Origin of the sequence: Chitinophaga oryzae (assembly GCF_012516375.2) — a bacterium.
Classification (GTDB): Bacteria; Bacteroidota; Bacteroidia; order Chitinophagales; family Chitinophagaceae; genus Chitinophaga; species Chitinophaga oryzae.
Genome location: NZ_CP051204.2, coordinates 2,665,505 through 2,683,956 on the forward strand (window position 1 = coordinate 2,665,505; position 18,452 = coordinate 2,683,956).

At 50.8% G+C, this 18,452-nt stretch carries 17 protein-coding genes; 9 read left to right on the forward strand and 8 right to left on the reverse strand.

The window, feature by feature from the left end; translation table 11 throughout:
• Positions 1-23: 23 nt before the first annotated feature.
• Together HF324_RS11200 and HF324_RS11205 are read right to left on the reverse strand one after the other, a co-directional pair.
• Entirely contained in the window at positions 24-302 is a 279-nt protein-coding gene (locus tag HF324_RS11200) for a hypothetical protein (RefSeq protein ID WP_168802544.1), read from the reverse strand.
• Positions 303-705: 403 nt separating this feature from the next.
• Positions 706-1,974: an aspartate kinase gene (locus tag HF324_RS11205; protein ID WP_168802545.1), complete on the reverse strand. Its 1,269-nt coding sequence runs from the start codon at positions 1,972-1,974 to the stop codon at positions 706-708.
• A 143-nt stretch (positions 1,975-2,117) separates the two neighbouring features.
• Between HF324_RS11205 and fbp the strand changes: the two genes are divergently transcribed.
• The 5 genes from fbp (at position 2,118) to HF324_RS11230 (ending at position 5,848) form a co-directional block, all read left to right on the forward strand.
• Complete coding sequence (fbp, locus tag HF324_RS11210; protein ID WP_168802546.1) at positions 2,118-3,128, forward strand: class 1 fructose-bisphosphatase; 1,011 nt, start codon at positions 2,118-2,120, stop codon at positions 3,126-3,128.
• A 154-nt stretch (positions 3,129-3,282) separates the two neighbouring features.
• Entirely contained in the window at positions 3,283-3,771 is a 489-nt protein-coding gene (locus HF324_RS11215) for a CAP domain-containing protein (protein ID WP_220100727.1), read from the forward strand.
• A 206-nt stretch (positions 3,772-3,977) separates the two neighbouring features.
• Complete coding sequence (locus tag HF324_RS11220; protein ID WP_168802547.1) at positions 3,978-4,742, forward strand: ABC transporter ATP-binding protein; 765 nt, start codon at positions 3,978-3,980, stop codon at positions 4,740-4,742.
• Positions 4,743-4,753: 11 nt separating this feature from the next.
• Positions 4,754-5,281, forward strand: coding sequence for a YfiT family bacillithiol transferase (locus tag HF324_RS11225; RefSeq protein ID WP_168802548.1), 528 nt, complete (start codon positions 4,754-4,756; stop codon positions 5,279-5,281).
• Positions 5,282-5,290: 9 nt separating this feature from the next.
• On the forward strand, positions 5,291-5,848 hold the full coding sequence (locus HF324_RS11230; RefSeq protein ID WP_258539490.1) for an NUDIX hydrolase: 558 nt from the start codon (positions 5,291-5,293) through the stop codon (positions 5,846-5,848).
• Here HF324_RS11230 and HF324_RS11235 read toward each other — a convergent pair whose 3' ends face one another.
• The 3 genes from HF324_RS11235 to HF324_RS11245 all read right to left on the reverse strand — a co-directional run bounded on the left by HF324_RS11235 (position 5,849) and on the right by HF324_RS11245 (position 9,725).
• Positions 5,849-7,138: a bifunctional folylpolyglutamate synthase/dihydrofolate synthase gene (locus tag HF324_RS11235; protein WP_168802549.1), complete on the reverse strand. Its 1,290-nt coding sequence runs from the start codon at positions 7,136-7,138 to the stop codon at positions 5,849-5,851.
• A 9-nt stretch (positions 7,139-7,147) separates the two neighbouring features.
• The gene (locus HF324_RS11240; RefSeq protein WP_168859801.1) at positions 7,148-8,596 is read right to left on the reverse strand and encodes a DUF5723 family protein; all 1,449 of its coding nucleotides are present in this window, start codon (positions 8,594-8,596) and stop codon (positions 7,148-7,150) included.
• Between the two features lie 235 nt (positions 8,597-8,831).
• Complete coding sequence (locus tag HF324_RS11245) at positions 8,832-9,725, reverse strand: energy transducer TonB (protein WP_168802551.1); 894 nt, start codon at positions 9,723-9,725, stop codon at positions 8,832-8,834.
• Between the two features lie 140 nt (positions 9,726-9,865).
• Between HF324_RS11245 and HF324_RS11250 the strand changes: the two genes are divergently transcribed.
• Positions 9,866-11,095: an MFS transporter gene (locus HF324_RS11250; protein ID WP_220101298.1), complete on the forward strand. Its 1,230-nt coding sequence runs from the start codon at positions 9,866-9,868 to the stop codon at positions 11,093-11,095.
• Positions 11,096-11,163: 68 nt separating this feature from the next.
• Positions 11,164-12,093, forward strand: coding sequence for an AraC family transcriptional regulator (locus HF324_RS11255; protein ID WP_168802552.1), 930 nt, complete (start codon positions 11,164-11,166; stop codon positions 12,091-12,093).
• On the opposite strand, the gene HF324_RS11260 is transcribed toward HF324_RS11255, so the two are convergent.
• The 3 genes from HF324_RS11260 to HF324_RS11270 all read right to left on the reverse strand — a co-directional run bounded on the left by HF324_RS11260 (position 12,090) and on the right by HF324_RS11270 (position 15,125).
• Positions 12,090-13,385, reverse strand: coding sequence for a radical SAM family protein (locus tag HF324_RS11260; RefSeq protein ID WP_168802553.1), 1,296 nt, complete (start codon positions 13,383-13,385; stop codon positions 12,090-12,092). The genes HF324_RS11255 and HF324_RS11260 overlap by 4 nt on opposite strands.
• A 105-nt stretch (positions 13,386-13,490) precedes the next feature.
• A complete protein-coding gene (locus tag HF324_RS11265; RefSeq protein ID WP_168802554.1) occupies positions 13,491-14,078 on the reverse strand; it encodes a hypothetical protein in 588 nt (195 codons plus the stop codon).
• A gap of 3 nt (positions 14,079-14,081) precedes the next feature.
• Complete coding sequence (locus HF324_RS11270; protein ID WP_168802555.1) at positions 14,082-15,125, reverse strand: agmatinase family protein; 1,044 nt, start codon at positions 15,123-15,125, stop codon at positions 14,082-14,084.
• Positions 15,126-15,363: 238 nt separating this feature from the next.
• On the opposite strand from HF324_RS11270, the gene HF324_RS11275 reads away from it, so the two are divergent.
• Positions 15,364-15,762 carry a cytochrome c maturation protein CcmE domain-containing protein gene (locus HF324_RS11275; RefSeq protein WP_168802556.1) on the forward strand — a complete coding sequence of 133 codons (399 nt, stop codon included), beginning with the start codon at positions 15,364-15,366 and terminating at the stop codon, positions 15,760-15,762.
• Positions 15,763-15,870: 108 nt separating this feature from the next.
• A complete protein-coding gene (gene ccsA, locus HF324_RS11280; protein ID WP_168859802.1) occupies positions 15,871-18,399 on the forward strand; it encodes a cytochrome c biogenesis protein CcsA in 2,529 nt (842 codons plus the stop codon).
• The last annotated feature ends 53 nt before the right edge of the window (positions 18,400-18,452 follow it).

Below are 18,452 nucleotides of genomic sequence, written 5' to 3' on the forward strand. Positions count from 1 at the left end.
TGATTAGGAGGACAGTCTATTGATTACTGCCGGATCTGGTTTTGTGAATGGTATATATCGACAATAGTTTTTACAGCGTCCTGAATAGGTTTCGGCCGCAACTGCGCGTTATCGGGGTTAACATCGGCATCAGCCTGGCGGGTGGGTAATGCGCCGGGCCAATTGGCATCTGTTATCACAAATAAAGGCAGTATATCCGGAGAACTGCTCTGCATCGGGGCCATATCTTTCAGCAGGCCTTTGGAGGCGAGAACTAACGCGATACAGCTGGTAACTATCAGTAACAGGGCGGCTTTTTTCATCTTATAGTACTTTTTACATCTTAAAGACGACCCTTCTGAAAAAAGGTTGCACCTCCGGTCAAAAAAAAATTTCCATTTGGGGCAGGAGGGCGCCTGTTCCGATCTCAAAGCAGTGGAAACCAATGTAAAATTAAGCCGGGAATTGATTTAAAAACGGGGAATGGTATGGTTGTTAAAATCCGGGGATAAGCGGTTTTTTCTCGCAAAGCTTGCTAAGGTTTTAAGGAAGAGCGCAAAGAGCGATTGATCGCCGAAACAACTATTGGGAAAACCCGATCATGCACCAACCCGGTTAAGTAAATCGGTTGATAATATAATACAGTTGGCAAAAGGTGACCTTCCGGTCTTTGCGCTCTTAATTACCTGAAAACGCGGGCAAAACCTTAGCGCGCTTTGCGAGAAGCTACTTTTTGAGCAGCCTTTGCACGGTCACTTTGGAACGTTGTTCCAGCAGCACCGTATGGTGGTTGCTGAGGTCCTCGAGGAGGCCGTCCTGGTAGTAGCGTACGGTCAGCAGTTCCAGCGCTTCGTTATAGGAAATTTTAAAGTCATTATGCAGCGCCTTGATCAGCAGCTCAATCTTTTCCGGGTTGTGGTCGATGCAGCAGGAGAAGGTGATGGCCCCGTTCTGCATCAGGTTGATCTTTACTTTCAGGCGATGGAACGTTTCGTAGATGTCGCTGATCTTATCTTCTGTGATAAACGCATAGTCTTTGGACGTCAGCGTCAGCAGTACCTGGTTTCTTTTCAGTACGATGATGGGCGGCAGCTGGCGGACGTCTGCCTGTTCCCTGATGACGGTGCCGGGCAGGTTTTTGTCGAGAAAACATTTCACCAGCAGCGGGATCTGTTTGTTCTGCAGTGGTTTGATGGTTTTCGGGTGGATCACCTGCGCACCGTAGTAAGCCATTTCAATCACTTCTCCGTAGCTGATCTCCGGAATATTGACCGTATTGGGGAACAGTTTCGGGTCGGCGTTTTTCAGGCCTTCCACGTCTTTCCAGATGGTCTGGCTTTCGGCGTCGAGCATATTGGCGAATACGGCGGCGGAATAGTCGGAGCCTTCCCGGCCCAGCGTCACGCTCTCGTTCTGGTCGGTACTGCCAATGAAGCCCTGTGCAATGACGATATTGGTCTGGTTAAACAGCGGCACTACCTTTTCCGTTACCTGTTTCTGGGTAAACGCCCAGTCGATATTGGCGTCCCGGAAGTTATCGTCTGTGCGGAACACGTCCCGGACATCCACCCAGGTATTGGATAAGCCGATGGTGTTAAAGAAGGCGCTGACGATGGCGGTGCTGAGCAATTCGCCCATGCTTACCAGCTGATCGTAATAGTAGTCATACGCCCGCAGCGGTTTTTCGCCCAGCGTCCATTCCGCTTCGGTAAAGAACTGCTGCAGCTGCTGAAAGAGCGGATGCTCACGGTTGCCCAGCAGGGACTCGGCCACCTGGATATGCTGCTGTTCCACATTGTACAACAACTGGGCGGCTATTTCCCTTTTACGCATGTAAAAGTTCTGCGCCACCTTTTCCAGTTCATTGGTCGTTTTTCCCATGGCAGAGATAACGATCAGGAGTTTGTCGTCCGGAAATGACTGGACGATCTGTGCTACTTGCTTAATGCGTTCAACACTTTCTAAACTTGCGCCGCCAAACTTGAAAACCTTCATATGATAGTTTGTCCTTTTAAAAATTATTTGGCAAAGTAAGGCAAGTTTAGAATTGTTTTAAAATCTGTTTACAGAGAAATGACATTTCCTTTAAAATAAGCGCTTATTCCGTTAATTTCGTCCCGGAAAACTGAAATAACGTTATGAATCACAAGCAAAAGGTAATGACCCTGGATGAATTCACCATCCAGGAATTACGTAACTATCCCGGTGCCACCGGCCAGTTGTCAGGTTTACTGCGTGATATCGGTCTGGCGGCTAAAAGGGTAAATGTGGAGGTAAACAAGGCCGGTATCGCCGATATCCTGGGCGAAGCCGGAAAAACCAATGTTCAGGGGGAATCCGTAAAGAAACTCGACGAATTTGCCAACGAACAGTTTATCAACTCACTGCGCACCAGTATTTACTGCTGCGGTGTTGCTTCTGAAGAGGAAGAACACTTTATCGCCTTTAACGACGAACACTCCAAAAAATCCAAATATGTTGTATTGCTCGATCCGTTGGACGGCTCCAGCAATATTGACGTGAATGTGTCTATCGGCACTATCTTCTCCGTGTACCGCCGCCTGTCGGCAGAAGGAGAGGAGTGCAACCTGGAGGATTTCCTGCAGCCGGGCACCCAGCAGATTGCCGCCGGTTATATCATCTACGGATCTTCCACCATGATGGTCTATGCTACCCGCCGCAGCGTGCAGGGCTTTACCCTTGATCCTTCCATCGGGGAGTTCTGCCTCTCGCACCCCAACCTGAAATGCCCGCCGGAAAGCGATATTTTCTCCGTCAACGTAGGTTACTATCACCTGTATGAAGATAAGGTACGCCAATCCATCGATCATTTTATGGCGAGAAATGAAAACGACCGTATCTACCGTCACCGTTTTGTAGGATGCATGGTAGCGGAAATACACCGTACGCTTATACAGGGAGGTATCTTCATGTACCCTGCCTTCGGCAAGTATAAATCAGGCCGTCTGCGGCTCTGCTACGAGTGTAACCCCATGTCTTTCCTCATGGAAAAAGCCGGCGGGATGTCTATGGCCAATAGCCGCCAACGCCTGCTGGAACTGAAACCGGTACAATTGCACCAGCGGGTGCCCATTTTTATCGGTTCCAAAAACATGATGGAGACCTGGAAAGACATTATGAATAAGTAATTACGAATTACGAATTGAGGGCTGTCTTAGGGAAGGTTACTTAGTAACTGCCTCATAAGACAGCCCTCAATTCGTAATTCGTAATTCGTAATTCGTAATTTTGGTACAGCGCTTGCTTACAGGCTGTTAGTTATCATTATTAACCATCAATTTTATGTCCATTTTGAAAAGCCGCAGTGTCCTTGTATTACTGCTCGCCATGTTTGCCGCATTCCAGGTAAGCGCGTGTTCACGTGCCACCAGCCGCGCAGACAGCACCGCAACAGGAGGAAGTCTCGACGAACAGATCCTCTATTACACCAACAAATTCCGTCAATCCAAAGGACTGAAACCGTTGCAGCTGGATGAAACCATCAGCCAGCAGGCGCGCCGCCACAGCCGCGATATGGCTAACGGCAGCACCGGTTTCGGGCACGAAGGTTTTGAAGACCGTGTGGCCTACATCACCAAAAAAATGGGCCGGGTAGGCGCCGCCGCTGAAAACGTGGCCTATGGCACCCTCGACGCCCAGGCCGTGGTGGATGGCTGGATCAAAAGCCCAGGCCACCGGCGCAATATGCTGGGGGACTATAACATGATCGGCATAGGCACCGCCGGTAAAGGAAGAATTACCTTCTTTACACAAGTGTTTATTAAACACTAACTGAATTACAGATTTTGGGATTTATGGATTTTCGAATTTTTGGATTTCGGGATTGAAAGCGCGGAATCCGATTTTTATTTTAATAATCAAATATTTAGATATTTAAATATTAAATAAAAAGCGATTTCCGGGTGTTTATGATCCAAACCCCAAAATTCGAAAATCCGTAAATCCCAAAATCCGTAAATCTTTTATAATTTGGTGGCATGGAAAAGAACAAGATCATTGAGGTGAGGAACCTGGTGAAAAAATACGGGGAATTCACCGCAGTAAAGGGAATCAGCTTTGACGTGTACGAACATGAGATATTCGGCCTGTTGGGCCCTAACGGCGCCGGGAAGTCCACCACCCTTGAGATCATTGAAACATTACGCGAAAAAACGGAAGGCCAGGTGACCGTCGGCGGATTCGACCTGGACACCGCTCCCAACGATATTAAGAAAATCATCGGCGTACAGCTGCAAAGCTCCGGCTACTATCCCGGGCTGAACCTCGTGGAACTCATCGAGATGTTCGGCGGCCTGTACAACCAGCCGGTGCAACCCATCGAACTGCTGCGCCTCTTCAACCTGGAAGACAAAGCAAAAGCAAAATACAAGGAACTCTCCGGTGGCCAGAAACAACGTTTTTCTATCGCCACTACCCTGATCAATAAGCCACGCATCATCTTCCTCGACGAGCCCACTACCGGCCTCGATCCGCAGGCAAGACGCAATCTGTGGGACCTGATCCTGCAGGTACGGGCACAGGGCACCACCGTAGTGATCACCACCCACTATATGGATGAAGCTGAATTCCTGTGCGACCGCTGCGCCATCGTGGACAGCGGACAGGTGATCGCCATCGATTCGCCCGACGCCCTCATCGATAACCTCGTATCCAAAGGGTTCGAGCGTAGCAAAGAAGTGAAGAAAGCCAACCTGGAAGATGTGTTTATCCATCTTACGGGAAAAGATCTTCGCGAGTCTTAATAAACCCGCTTATGGAAGCATTACAATATCCTATTGGTCGTTTTGAACCGCTGCCGGATTATAGTCCCGCTATGCTGCGGGAATATATCAACGATATCCGCGACCTGCCCACCCTGGTGGAAATGGCCGTGCAAAACCTGGACGCTTTCCAGCTGCAGAAGCCCTACCGGCCCGGCGGCTGGAATATAACTCAGGTGGTACATCACCTGGCAGACAGCCATATCAATGCTATTACCCGCATGAAAATGGCGCTGACAGAAGAAAAACCTATTATTAAACCATACGATGAAGCCGCATGGGCCGAACTGGAAGACGTGAAAAACACACCCATCAATGTGTCCATCACGCTGCTGCACGCCCTGCACACCCGTTGGGCCAACCTCATGGAACGCCTGACACCCGAACAATGGGAACGTTCTTTCATCCACCCGGAACATGGCCGGCGCTTTAATATGAAAACCGTGGCCGCCAATTATGCCTGGCACGGAAAGCACCACCTCGGCCATATACAGGGACTGAAGGAACGCATGAACTGGTAAAGTATTATTATGAATATGGACTGGAAACTGCTGTCGTCTGAATATCTTTTCAAAGACGATTGGTTAACCGCGCGTAAAGACAAATGCATTACCCCGCAGGGGACCATTGTAGAGCCTTACTACGTACTGGAATACAACGACTGGGTAAATGCCGTAGCCCTCACGGAAGACGGGCAGGTGATCATGATCCGCCAGTACCGGCAGGGGATCGGTCAAACGCTGCTGGAAATTCCCGGTGGCACTATGGACGCTACCGACCCCTCTCCGGAATTTGCCATGGAACGTGAACTGCTGGAAGAAACCGGCTATGAATTCAGTGAATTGATATCGCTGGGAAAGGTGGCTGCCAATACGGCCTCCAGTAACAACTACACGCATATGTTCCTCGCTACCGGCGGCCGTAAAGTGAAAGAACAACAGCTGGACCACAACGAAGAAATTGAAGTGGTGCTGATGTCTGTTCCCGAAGTGCAGCAGCTGATACTGGACAACAAAATTGTCCACAGCCTGCATGTGACCGGCCTCTGTTACGCGCTGATGCACATGGGACGTATGGAAATGAAATAATTACATCGCTTCTGCCACGATAAAGAAACTGCCGCATACCAGGATCATGTCTTCCGGTCTGGCATGTTGCCGCGCCGCCTGCAACGCCGCCTGTACGGACTCGTAGGGGCGGCCCTGCAGTCCGTGCCGCGCCGCCATCTCTGCCAGCGCTACTTCGTCCAGCGCCCGCGGTATCTGGGCCCGGCAGAAATAATAGATAGCCGTGGCCGGGAACAGCGGCAACACATTATCCACCTCTTTATCTTTTACAAAACCGGTGACAATATGCAGCTGCTGGTAGTTGACATGCTCCAGCTGCTGTACCACTTCGCGGATGCCGGCTTCATTATGCCCTACATCCATTACCGTGAGCGGCTTTTCGCCGACTACTTCCCAGCGGCCCCGCAGCCCTGTCAGCTTGCGCACATGCGATAACGCCGCCAGCACATGGTCCCACGTAATATGCCAGCCCTGCTGCTGCAGCACCTTTACGGCCGACAACACGCCCATCACATTTTTTTCCTGGTATTGCCCGCTTAGGTCCAGCCGGATATGATGCATGGCCCCTTTTCGTGTATCCAGTAACGTTAGCTCAAGATGATTGTCTTTGATGATACTGCCGTCCACCATCCATTCCTGGTCAGCAAAGTGGACAGGGGAGCCGGTTTCGGCAGCCTTTTCGCGGAACACCCATTGTATTTCGGATTGTGTCTCGCTGATCACTACCGGTACGCCGGGTTTGATAATGCCGGCTTTTTCGGATGCGATCAGGGGAAGGGTATCGCCTAGGATATTTTTATGGTCAAAGCTGATATTGGTGATGACAGACAGCTCCGGCGTAATTACGTTCGTGCTGTCGAGCCGGCCGCCCAGTCCTACTTCTATGACCGCGATGTCCACTTTCTCCTGGGCGAAATACTGGAAGGCCATGGCTACAGTCAGCTCGAAAAAGGAAGGCGAAATGCTTTCAATGAACGGCCGCATGTTGTTGGTGAAGTTCACCACAAAGTCCTCCGGCGCTACCTGCCCGTTGATCCGGATACGCTCGCGGAAGTCCAGCAGGTGAGGGGAAGTGTACAGGCCGGTCTTATAACCCGCCTGTTGCAGGATGGCGGCCAGCATGTGGCTGGTAGAGCCTTTGCCGTTAGTCCCGGCAACGTGTATGGTTTTAAAAGTATGCTGCGGATGGTTGAGCTGTTGTAATAAAGCGACCGTATTATGCAGGTCTGTTTTATAAGCGCTGGCCCCTACTTTGGTAAACATGGGCAGTTGCCCGTAGAGATAGTCCAGTGCTTCCTGATATGCATTCATAAAGGTAAATTAAAAATTTACCGGGCATCCCAGCTGGCCTTTGTTTTTGTTGCCTTTACCCAACATGCCCGGATTGATCCGCAAAGCTACGAAAGCATCCGTATGGTTGATGCGATGTTGGAAAAGCGTGGTAAAAAGGCTGTAAGATCCCAGTACCAACGGGCCGATACGAAAGCCTGCCCCTACATCCGCCTGTCCGTTGTGGTTCACTACAAACGGCATATAGGCGCCGAACAGTTCGGTTTCGTACCGTGGTGTAATTAACACCTGGGTCATGGCATATGTTCTCGCCAGCCCGTTTTTTCCTGCGTTCAGTGCAATGATGGCGTTGGCGCTTACAAAAAAGCGGCCGTTGATATTATAATCGCCCATCAGCTGAAGAGAGGCGGGCAAGGCCATCACGAAGCTGCTGTCATCGCCGGGGATAGGCGTGAAATAGCGGTTTAACCGTGTAGAGTATTGTTTCAGGCTCTCGTTGTCTTTGTAGGTGATCTCATTGGGGTTGATGTCCTGTTTCCGGAGATCGAGATCGGTGTTATTGGCGCCTTTCCGGTATTTAATCCTGCCGATATCGTTGAGCGATAAGCCGAGACGGAATTTATACTCATCGGCATCGGTGCCTTCGAACTGGCCGAAGCCGCCGTTGTCGGGACGGTACTCATAGATAACGCCGAGGTCGAAGCCTGCGCCGTTGTTATGAAAGAGCTGGAGGTTGCGGGTGTATGGTTTCTGCCAGTGGTCCAGTTCTTCACTGTAGGCATACCGCAGGGTGCCGCTGGTGATATCTCCGTTGCGTCTGTCGTTGAGGACAAAGCTGGCGTTGGCCACCTGGGCGTAGCCGGCGGCGATGCCGCTCAGCAGTTTTACCGTTACGCCGGCTTTCCAGCGGCTGGTATAACCTTCATGGATGGTACGGGCGTAGCTGAAGCCCAGCTCATTCCAGATATGTGCGCCTACGCCCACTTTTTCAATATTGAGATTTTTACCACGGTATTGGATGTTGGGATAGTCGTTGCCGAAGAAGTTGGCCAGCGGCGTGGGCAGATTGCCGCCGCTGGCGCTGGCGCGCACGCGCCATATAAAAGACACGGATTGTTTTTCGTCGATAGCGTATAACACGGAAGGCATCACTATTTCAGCCATGCCCCATCCGTTCTGGCGGCGGTTGGCGGCGGTGTCCAGGAAATAGTCCTGGTTGCGCACCCATTTGTTGCGGGGAGGCGGATTAAACAGGATGGACTTGGGTACCTTCATGTAGGTGTTGCCCCCTTTCACATCGGCGCCGATAATGTTTACGTCCCATTTGTAACGATAGCCTGCCGCGCTGGCAGGATTGGAAATTACTCCGTGGATACCGGCATAGTTGCTGGTATTGTAGCCGGGAAATGTCTGGGCCACGGCGGCGTATGCCGGCCATAAAAACAAAACAGTGCTGAACAGGATTCGGTGCATTCTCATCGTTGGCTAATAAAAAAAGACAGGTTTCTCAAAAAGATTTATGGACTTACGGATTTATGGATTTATGGATTTGCTGATTGTAACTACATGGGAAATTCTTTTTTGATCATGTCACAGCTCCAATCAAAAAATTCACAAATCAGAAAATCCGTAAATCTTTTTTGATCTCGTGACAGCTCCAATCAAAAAATTCACTAATCAAAAATCACAAAATCCGTAAATCCGTAAATGGTCGCTATTCTGCTTTAAAATAAAAACGGATAGTACCGAACTGCACTTCAGGCGCGTCCGGATTGGCATTGTATTTCAACTGACCGTTGAGTGCAGCTTTCCGCGCAATGTCTATCAGCTGCGGGTTGCTAAGGGTGGAGCCTTTCATGCTGAAGGTAGCGGCGATCACGTTCCCTTTCTGGTCTACTTTGATGTTGACAGCTATATAACCGGACTCGGTGCCGTCGTAGGTAACGCTCGGCCGGCTGATAAGATTACGTCCATTAAGGCGGAAGTCTGAACGTCCGCCACCGAGGCCACCGCCCGTATAGCCTTTGGCGTTAGGGTCGCCATTAAGCTGGCCCCTGTCGCCGGGTTTGCCGGTGTTACCCTCGCCGGTGGAATTATTGGAGCCCTGTGCGCCATTGCCGCTATTGGCATTGGTGCTGCTACCGCCGGAATAAACCGCCTTGGGCTGTGGTTTGGGCGCCGGAGGCGTAGGTTTGGGCTCTGCGGCCGGTTTCTTCACCGGTTTAGCGACCGGCTTGGGCTCCAGCTTTTTAGGCAGTTCTTTGGGTTTTTCAACCGGTTTTTCCGGTTTTTTTATCTCCGGTGCTTCTTCATCTTCCTGGGTAGCTACTTCCTGTGGTGCGCTGTTATCTTTTTCAGTGGCGGCGGGTTCACTTTCTGCGGGGGCAGGTGTGGATGCTGCTGCACTGGGAGGGTTCGGGTTGAGCGGCTGTTCGTCGCCCATTCCATCATCGGAGGTGCCCAGGTTGACTTCCATCCCCAGGTCCTGGTCGGGCAGGGGCGGAGGCGCCGAGAAACCGGCAAATACCAGTGCTACTAACAGCAGCGCATGTACGCCGATAGTTACTCCTAATGCCTGAATATTTTTTTTACGGTTGTTTTCCTCCATGATAGCTGATTAAGCGCCAGTAAGCGTCAAAGTTAAACTTTTGAATGAAAAAAAATATAGATACAGCGATCTGAATTTATCATCTTTGCAAAAACTATGCTGTTAATCCTATTTGTTGCATTTTATTTTGCGGCCGTTGTATGAATTTGCTCAAACAAACTATCCGTCTTTACCAGAACGCCTACACCGGACTTTCGGCAGCTACCTGGTGGTTGTCGCTGGTACTGCTGATCAACCGCAGCGGCGCCATGGTGGTTCCTTTCCTCACCGTTTACCTGACGGCACATCTGCATTTTTCCATCGCACAGGCCGGGCTGGTCATGGCCTGCTTCGGCACCGGCGCTATTGTGGGTGCTTTACTGGGTGGCTGGCTGTCTGACCGTATCGGCTTTTACCAGGTCCAGTTCTGGAGCCTCCTCTTTAACGGCGTATTGCTTATTTTATTGGGACAGATGCGCACCTTTCCGCAGATATGCATCTGCGTATTTGTGCTGAGCTCCGTGGGAGACGCCTTCCGGCCGGCCAACAGTATCGCTATTGCCGCCTACAGCGCGCCGCAGAACCGTACCCGCTCTTATTCGCTCAACAGGCTGGCGGTCAACCTCGGCTGGTCCGTTGGACCGGCATTAGGAGGCTTTCTGGCCAGCATCAGCTACCAGTGGTTGTTCTGGGTGGATGGCGGCACCTGTATCGTAGCAGCGCTGCTGATGCGGATTTTCCTGCCGCCGGTGCCGGCGCCGGCCAAACCGGAAAAAGCCGTGGCCACGGGGCAGACAGAGAACGTTTGGAAAGACAGCCTGTACCTCTGGTTCCTGCTGTTCGGCATGATCAACGCGATCTGCCTCTTTCAGTTTTCGAGCATGGTGCCCCTGTATTTCAAGGAGGTGGTGCAAATGAAGGAATGGGCCATCGGACTGAATATGTCGCTCAACGGCCTGCTGATAGTGATGGTGGAAATGGTGATGATCCATCACCTGGACGGTAAACTGCCCAACCTGGTATACGTGTCCAGGGGCGCCATGATGGTGTGCCTGGCCTATGTGCTGCTTTGTGTGCTGCCGCCGGTATGGGGCATAGCGGCCGTGTTTATGATAGTGGTCACCTTTGGGGAAATGCTCTGCCTGCCTTTCATGAACAGTTTCTGGATCAGCCGCAGCCAGGACCATAACCGCGGACAATATGCCGCATTGTATACGATCTCTTATTCGCTGGCCACCGTGGTGTCGCCCACCAGCGGGGCTTTTGTGGTGCAACATCTCGGCTTTACCTCCTGGTGGGCCATTACGGCCGGCGGCTGCGTGCTGTCCGCGGCAGGTTTCCGCTGGCTGCAACAGAAGCGGGCGCGGGCGGAGAAAGTGATAGCAGCGTAATTGTTCAAGACTTAACGGATATTGTCCGGAAATAGCTAAATTTGCCCGAAAAGGAGTAAAATTGGTAAATGAAAGTAATTCAATTTACTGTTCCGGTAGCGGAGGAAGGGTCTGTGGTTATCCAGGAGGACATACTTCCTTATTTTTATAATTACCTGCACCGTCATAAAGAGGCGCAGCTCACCCTCATCATCAAAGGGGAGGGTACCCTGATTGCGGGCAGTTACACCCAGCCGTTCAAAGCCGGCGATATTTACGTGATCGGCGCCAACCAGCCGCATATGTTCAAAGGCGATGCCCGCTACTTTGAGAACCTGAAAGAAAAGAACATCCACGCCATCCATATTTTCTTCGACCACGACAATGCGCTGAAAGGTATGCTGGCGCTGCCGGAGCTGGAATCCGTCCGCAAGTTCCTGCAGCAAACCCGCTCCAGCCTGCAACTGCCGCCAGCTTACGAAGAAAAAACGGCCGCCGAAATCATGCGGCTCTGCAAACTTACCGGGGCGGAGCGGTTATTCGCCTTCATGTCGCTGCTGACTTACTTCTCCCGGCAGGTGAAGGACTGGAAATCACTGTCCACCGGCTTCCTGCGTCACGCCTACAGCGAGTCGGAAGGGCTGCGGATGAATGATATCTACCAGTATACGCTGGAACACTACGCGGAAAACATCTCCCTGGCAAGGATCGCTTCTGTAGCGCATCTGACCACCTACGCCTTCTGTAAATACTTTAAGAAGCACACCCGCAAAACCTATCTCGAATTCCTCAACGAAATCCGTATCAACGCGGCCTGCAAAAAAATCATCAACGGCGACGCGGAAAGCATTGCGTCGGTAGCTTACGCAACAGGGTATAACAATCCTATCACCTTTAACCGGGTATTCCGGAAAGTGACAGGGATGTCGCCGTCTGCCTATGCGCGTCAATACCGTTTCGGGCAAGAGAACGCGCAGAGGAGCGGCTTTATCAGTGAGTGGGAGGAAGTAGCGCTTTAGTGAGCGAAATCTGCCATGTAATCGCCTTTGATACGCTCTATCGGCGGATTGAAATAACCAAACTTCACGTCCGGAAATTCTTCATGGATCATTTCCTGTAACTGTTTAATGCCCATGCAGGGACCGGGCTCGGTAATGCCCAGTTTGCCCAGGTACCAGTCGGGATCGATATTGAAATTGCGCCACTGGATCATGTTCAGGCCGGTTTCCCGGATCAGCGTGCGCAGGGCTTCATATTCCTCTTCGGTATCGGTCATCCCCGGAAAAACAAAATAGTTGATGGAAGTCCATCCGTTAAATTCCCGTACCACCTTCAGGCTTTCGATGATGTCCTCGAACTTGTAGTTGTTGGGACGGTAATACGGCGTGTAATACTTTTCCTGGGCAGAATTGAGGCTCACCCGGATGCTGTTGAGCCCTGCTTCACAGAGGGCGCGTACCGCGTCGGGCTTGCTGCCGTTGGTGTTGATATTGATGCTGCCTTTAGGCGTATGTTTACGTATTTCGAGGATAGACTCGCGGATGGTTTCCCACATCAGCAGCGGTTCGCCTTCGCAGCCCTGGCCGAAGCTGACGATCGGGAAGGGGGCCGTTTCCAGGTGCGGCACGGTATATTCCACAATTTCTTCCGCCGTAGGTTTGAAACGGAGACGGTCCTGTGTGGACACGATGGTTTCGTCTTCCGGCTGGAAAGAGATGCAGCCCACGCAGTTGGCGTTACAGGCCGGAGAGGAAGGGATCGGGCATTCCCATCTGCCCATAAAATAATTACGGGCGGCAGGACATTCGTAAGTGAGGGCGCAGTTCTCTGCGAGATGCTTCACCAGCCTGTTATGCGGGTAAGCGTCCATCAATTGTTTAACGCCTTGTTTTACTTTTTTGGCGTCGAAGCCGGCGCATTCCTGGCGGATATCGGCTTCAATGCGGGTGGCGGGCACATAAAACTTGCCATCGAGCCAGCCTACTGCCGTGTAACAAAACAGCGGCAGAGTAGGGGCGTCAGGCATGGTTTCATAGGCTGCCAGGTAAAAGCCGGTGTGGGCAGGCGGAATGAATGCCGCTACGGCCCAACCTTTATCACACAGGCCCATTTCGCCGGAAGCGACATCGATACCGATACCGCGGCGGCCGGGCAGTTCATACAGATTACCGCCTTCAGGAAGTTCGATCCACTCTTCCGGATCAATAGGAAAGGCATCCCAGCCGCTACGGCCTACCACCTGCATGGAGGTGTCTTCAAAGATGTTTCCTTTCCCGTCAGAGTATAATATGTAAGGTGTTTGTTTCAGCATATAATAAATTTACGATTTAGGGATTTAGGGATTTACGATTTTGGGACTAAGAAATGCTGCTTCTTTCTCCCAATCAAAAAATCGTAAATCAAAAAATTCCCAAATCTATCCAAGTCTTTCCCGGAAAAATCCGTTCATTTTTTCACGTTGTTCCTGTCCGGGCTCGTCCAGCACTTCCAGCTGAATGATTTTATTGGATTTGAAGTCCATGGTGAACAGGTCGTTGCGCAAAATTACGTTATTCAGCTCGTTCCAGCCAATCCGTCTCTCGGAGAACGTCGTGGGCAGTACAATGCCGGTATTGTCCATCTTTACATGTACCGGCTGGAATATCTTGTATTCCATCCAGCCGATGTAGGCCATGCCCACGCCTACGGCGAACATCAGCAGGCCGGTGACAGGCTGCTGATGCCCGAGAAAATATAAGCTGCCGCTGATGCAGATGAAAGCCTGTATCAGCCGGGCAATGCTGTTGATTTCGCTGAATTTCCGCGTGCGCTTCACCACAAAGGGGAAGGCCAGGGAAACAAGGCCTACGACCATAAAAAAGCCTACCAGCAGCCAGTTCGGCTGAGGACCTTTATAAATGCCGATGGCATCAAACAGGAACAGGATGCCCACCAGTCCGTGCATGACGGGCAGGAGCCGCAGCCTGCTGGCTGTATTCGGGTGCAGGATACGCAGACTATACATGGCTTATGAATTAGCGCTTACCAACAGGTTACACAGTTTGAACAATACGCGTGCTCCTACGTTGGCATCCCAGTCGTCATGGGAAGCGCTCACCTCGTTAAGATCGAAGCCAATCAGCTGGCGGCCGCTGGCGATCAAACGTTTGAAAAGATAATAGATCTGCTCTGCTTCGAAGCCGCCGGCTACCGGCGTACCGGTGTGCGGGCACAGTTTGGGATCGAGCCCGTCGATATCGAAGCTGATATATACCTGCTGCGGCAGTGTTTCTATGATACTGTCGCAGATAGCTTTCCAGGTTTCGCCTTCGAACTGGCGTTCTTTGATGTTTTTATCGAAGAATGTTACCACCCGGCCATTGCTGTTGTTGATGTAGTCCACTTCTTCCTCGCAATAATCACGGATGCCGACCTGTACCAGTTTGGTCAGTTGCGGCACTTCTGCCAGCGCATTGTACATAATGGAGGCATGGGAGTATTGGAATCCTTCATAGGCGTCGCGCAGGTCGCAGTGAGCATCTATCTGGAGAATGCCGAAATCGCCCTTTTGCTCGCCGATGGCTTTGAAGAAACCCAGCGGGGTGCTGTGGTCGCCACCGATCAATGCCACCAGCTTGCCTTTTTCCAGCAGCTGTTTGGTCTGGTTGTACACCCATTCATTCATGGCGCGGGTGCCGTTGTTAACGTCCACCAGCGTTTTCTTCAGAAATTCATTTTCAGAGATATCTCCGCCTTCGGTGAGGAATTTCAGGTACAGCTCCGCTTCCTTGCGCAGGTAGTCGCTGCGCAGCAACAGGTGCTTGTCCGGCTCACGCATGAAAAAGCCCTGTTTCCAGCCATCCTTTACGTCGGCATCATAAAGGTCTACCTGGAAGGAAGCCCGGAAAATATGTTCCGGTCCGCGTGCGGTACCATTGCTGTAAGAAACAGTCACTTCCCAGGGCACAGGCAGCAATACCAGTCGGGCCTCTTCTTCTGAAAAAGGTAAACCAAAAATGTTGTTGGACAACAGCCCCACCGAGTTAGGGTCAAATTGAGATAAATCAGCCATGATATAATCTTACTTTTCAAAATTCCGCGCAAAGATAGGATTATGTTTACTTACAGCCCCCCTTCCCACAAAAAGAATTGCCTTTTATATAAATTTTGTCGGAAGACGGTCATTTTGCGTTAATTTTGCCCCGTGAATTGGAAAGAGATAAATGCAGGTAGGGTAAGATAAATGAAGAAGCGTTGCTGGTAGCGGATTTTACAGCCTGTGTCACAACAATAGGGAAGATAATTTTCATATGAAAAAAACAAATATTATTCTGCTGGTGGTAATTGCGGTTGCAATAGGTGTAATTGTAACCATGGTAGGCGATTTCAGCACCTATGAAACATTTGCCACCGCACGTGAGAAAGAGGGAAAGGAGTTCCATGTGATCGGCAAGCTGGACACCTTACAGGCCATGCAATACGATCCGTTGAAGGATGCCAACTTATTCAGCTTCTACGTACACGATAAATCAGGCGAAACCCGCAAAGTCGTTTTCTACGGCGCCAAACCTACAGATTTTGAAAAAGCGGAATCCGTGGTCCTCACCGGAAAAATGCAGGGTAATGAATTCCACTGCAGCAAAATACTCATGAAATGCCCGTCTAAATATAAAGACGATCAGGTAGTCGTGGGCAACAAACAGCTTTAAAAATTTTCAGATTTAGATATTTTATTATTTAGTTATTTGATGGATGTCAAAGCGTGAAATGGCTGGATAGTAAAATATTTAAATTCTTCAATCTATATACCATTTCTCATGAAATTTGAAGGGGAACACTTATTGCCGGGCCAGCTGGGCCATTTCTTCGCCATTCTGGCATTTGTAGCATCATTGGTAGCCACGATCTCTTATTACAACGCTGTTAAAGTCAAAGAGCCGCTCGTTCGCGATTCATGGAAAAAACTGGCCCGCTGGTCTTTTGTGATCCAGTCAGCCTCCGTGATCGCTGTATTCAGTTGCCTTTTCTTTATTCTCAATAATCACTATTTCGAATATAAATACGCCTGGCGTAATACTTCCCGGGACCTGCCGACCCAGTACCTCTTTTCCAGCCTCTGGTCCGACCAGGAAGGAAGCTTCCTGCTCTGGAGCATCTGGAACAGCGTGCTCGGTATTATCCTGATCCGTACTTCCAAAAACCTGGAAGCGCCGGTAATGACAGTGTTCTCCCTGGCACAGGTGATCTTCGCCAGCATGCTGCTCGGTATCTTCATCCTGGGGTATAAAGTGGGCAGCAATCCGTTCATGTTACTGAGACAGGCGCCTGAAAACCAGGCTGCGCCCATCTTCCAGCAGGCGGACTATATGCAGCATATCCACGATGGTAACGGCCTCAACGTCACCCTGCAGAACTACTGGATGGTGATCCACCCGCCCATCCTGTTCCTCGGCTTCGCTTCCATGATCATCCCGTTCGCTTTTGCTTTCGCCGGCCTCTGGACCCGCGATTATACCGGCTGGGTAAAACCTGTGCTGCCATGGACCCTCTTCGCGGTAGCGCTGCTGGGAACCGGTATCATGATGGGCGCCGCCTGGGCTTATGAATCGCTCAATTTCGGCGGTTACTGGGGTTGGGACCCGGTGGAAAACGCTTCCCTGGTGCCCTGGCTGACGATGGTGGCAGGCCTGCATACCCTGCTGGCCTACAAACACACCGGCCACGCCCTTAAATCGACGGTATTCTTTTTCTTTATCTCCTACGTCCTCATCCTCTACTCTTCCTTCCTGACGAAGAGCGGCGTTCTGGGCGACACTTCCGTGCACTCCTTCACCGATATGGGTATGACCGCCCAGCTGCTGTTTACCATATTCGTGTTTACCGTGCCTTCCATCTTCCTGCTGATCGCACGCCGGAAAGAGATCCCGGGCAACAACAAAGAGGAAAGCACCTATTCCCGTGAATTCTGGCTGTTCGTCGGTTCGCTGATCCTGCTGATCGCCGCCATCCAGATCACCTTCACCACTTCCATCCCGGTATGGAACCAGCTGCTGGCTTTCACCGGCCTGAAAGGACTGTTTAAAATGGACGACATCGCACCGCCGTCAGATGTAATGTTCCACTACAACAAAATCCAGATCTGGATTGCGATAGTACTGGGCGTACTGACAGCCGTGGTGCAGTTCCTGAAATATAAAGATACCCCCAAAGGGTTCTTTACCCGCAAAATCTGGCTGCCGACAGCGCTGGCGGTACTGTTCACCGCCCTGATCGCCTGGAAAGGCCCCATCACTTATGATAACTACGGTGCAGGTTTCCTCACCGCTATTTATATCATGCTGTTCACCAGCATCTATGCCATTGTCGGCAACTTCACCTACATCTTCAGTGGCCTGAAAGGCAAGCTGAAAAACGCCGGCGCTTCTGTGGCCCACATCGGCTTCGGTATGGTGCTGCTGGGTGCGCTGATCTCTTCTTCCAAAATGGAAGTGATCTCCATCGACCGGATGAAGATGCTCAACGATGGCTTCTTCCGCAAGGAGAGCAAACAGAACCCGCGCGAAAACATTATGCTGCCCAAAGACGTGCAGGTACAGATGGGCGACTATCACGTGACCTACGTAGGCGATTCTACCGCTCAGGGGGATCCGAAAACCTACTACGTGATGCACTATGAGCGTAAAGACAAAACCACCGGCGAAGTGAAGGAAAGATTTACCCTTTATCCCGATGCGTTCGTAAACCGTAAAGAAAATGCGTTGTCTTCCAACCCGGCATCCAAACATTATCTCACCAGGGACATCTTCACCTACGTATCTGCCGCGCCGAACAAAGCAGAAGCCGCTGCTGCCGATACCACGGCTTATACCGCGCATGAAGTGAAAGTGGGCGACTCCATTTTCTTCTCCAAAGGTTTTATGGTGCTGAAAGGATTGGAGCCCGCACCTAAAAACAAAAACTATATCGCAGAACCCAATGACCTGGCGGTAGGTGCGAAACTGGAAGTACATACACAAACGGACGACCACTTCAACCTCCAGCCTATCTACTTCATCCGCGACAGCAGCTATCAGTACAGCGTGGAAGACACACTGGCGCCGCTCAACCTGAATGTGCGCTTTACGAAGATCATGCCGGCAGAAAATAAAATCGAGCTGAAAGTGAAAGAAGCTGCCGGCTTCAGTGACTACGTGGTGATGAAAGCGCTGGTATTCCCATACATCAACGTGCTGTGGCTGGGTGTGATTATTACTATCGTGGGTACCGGTATGAGCATTGTACAGCGTACCAGGAGAACAGAGAAGAACGCCAAAGCAGGTACGAAAAAGACGCCGGTAAATATTTAAGGATTTTTTGATTTATTAATAACGGGGATCTGAATTGCTTGAAAATTTTACGT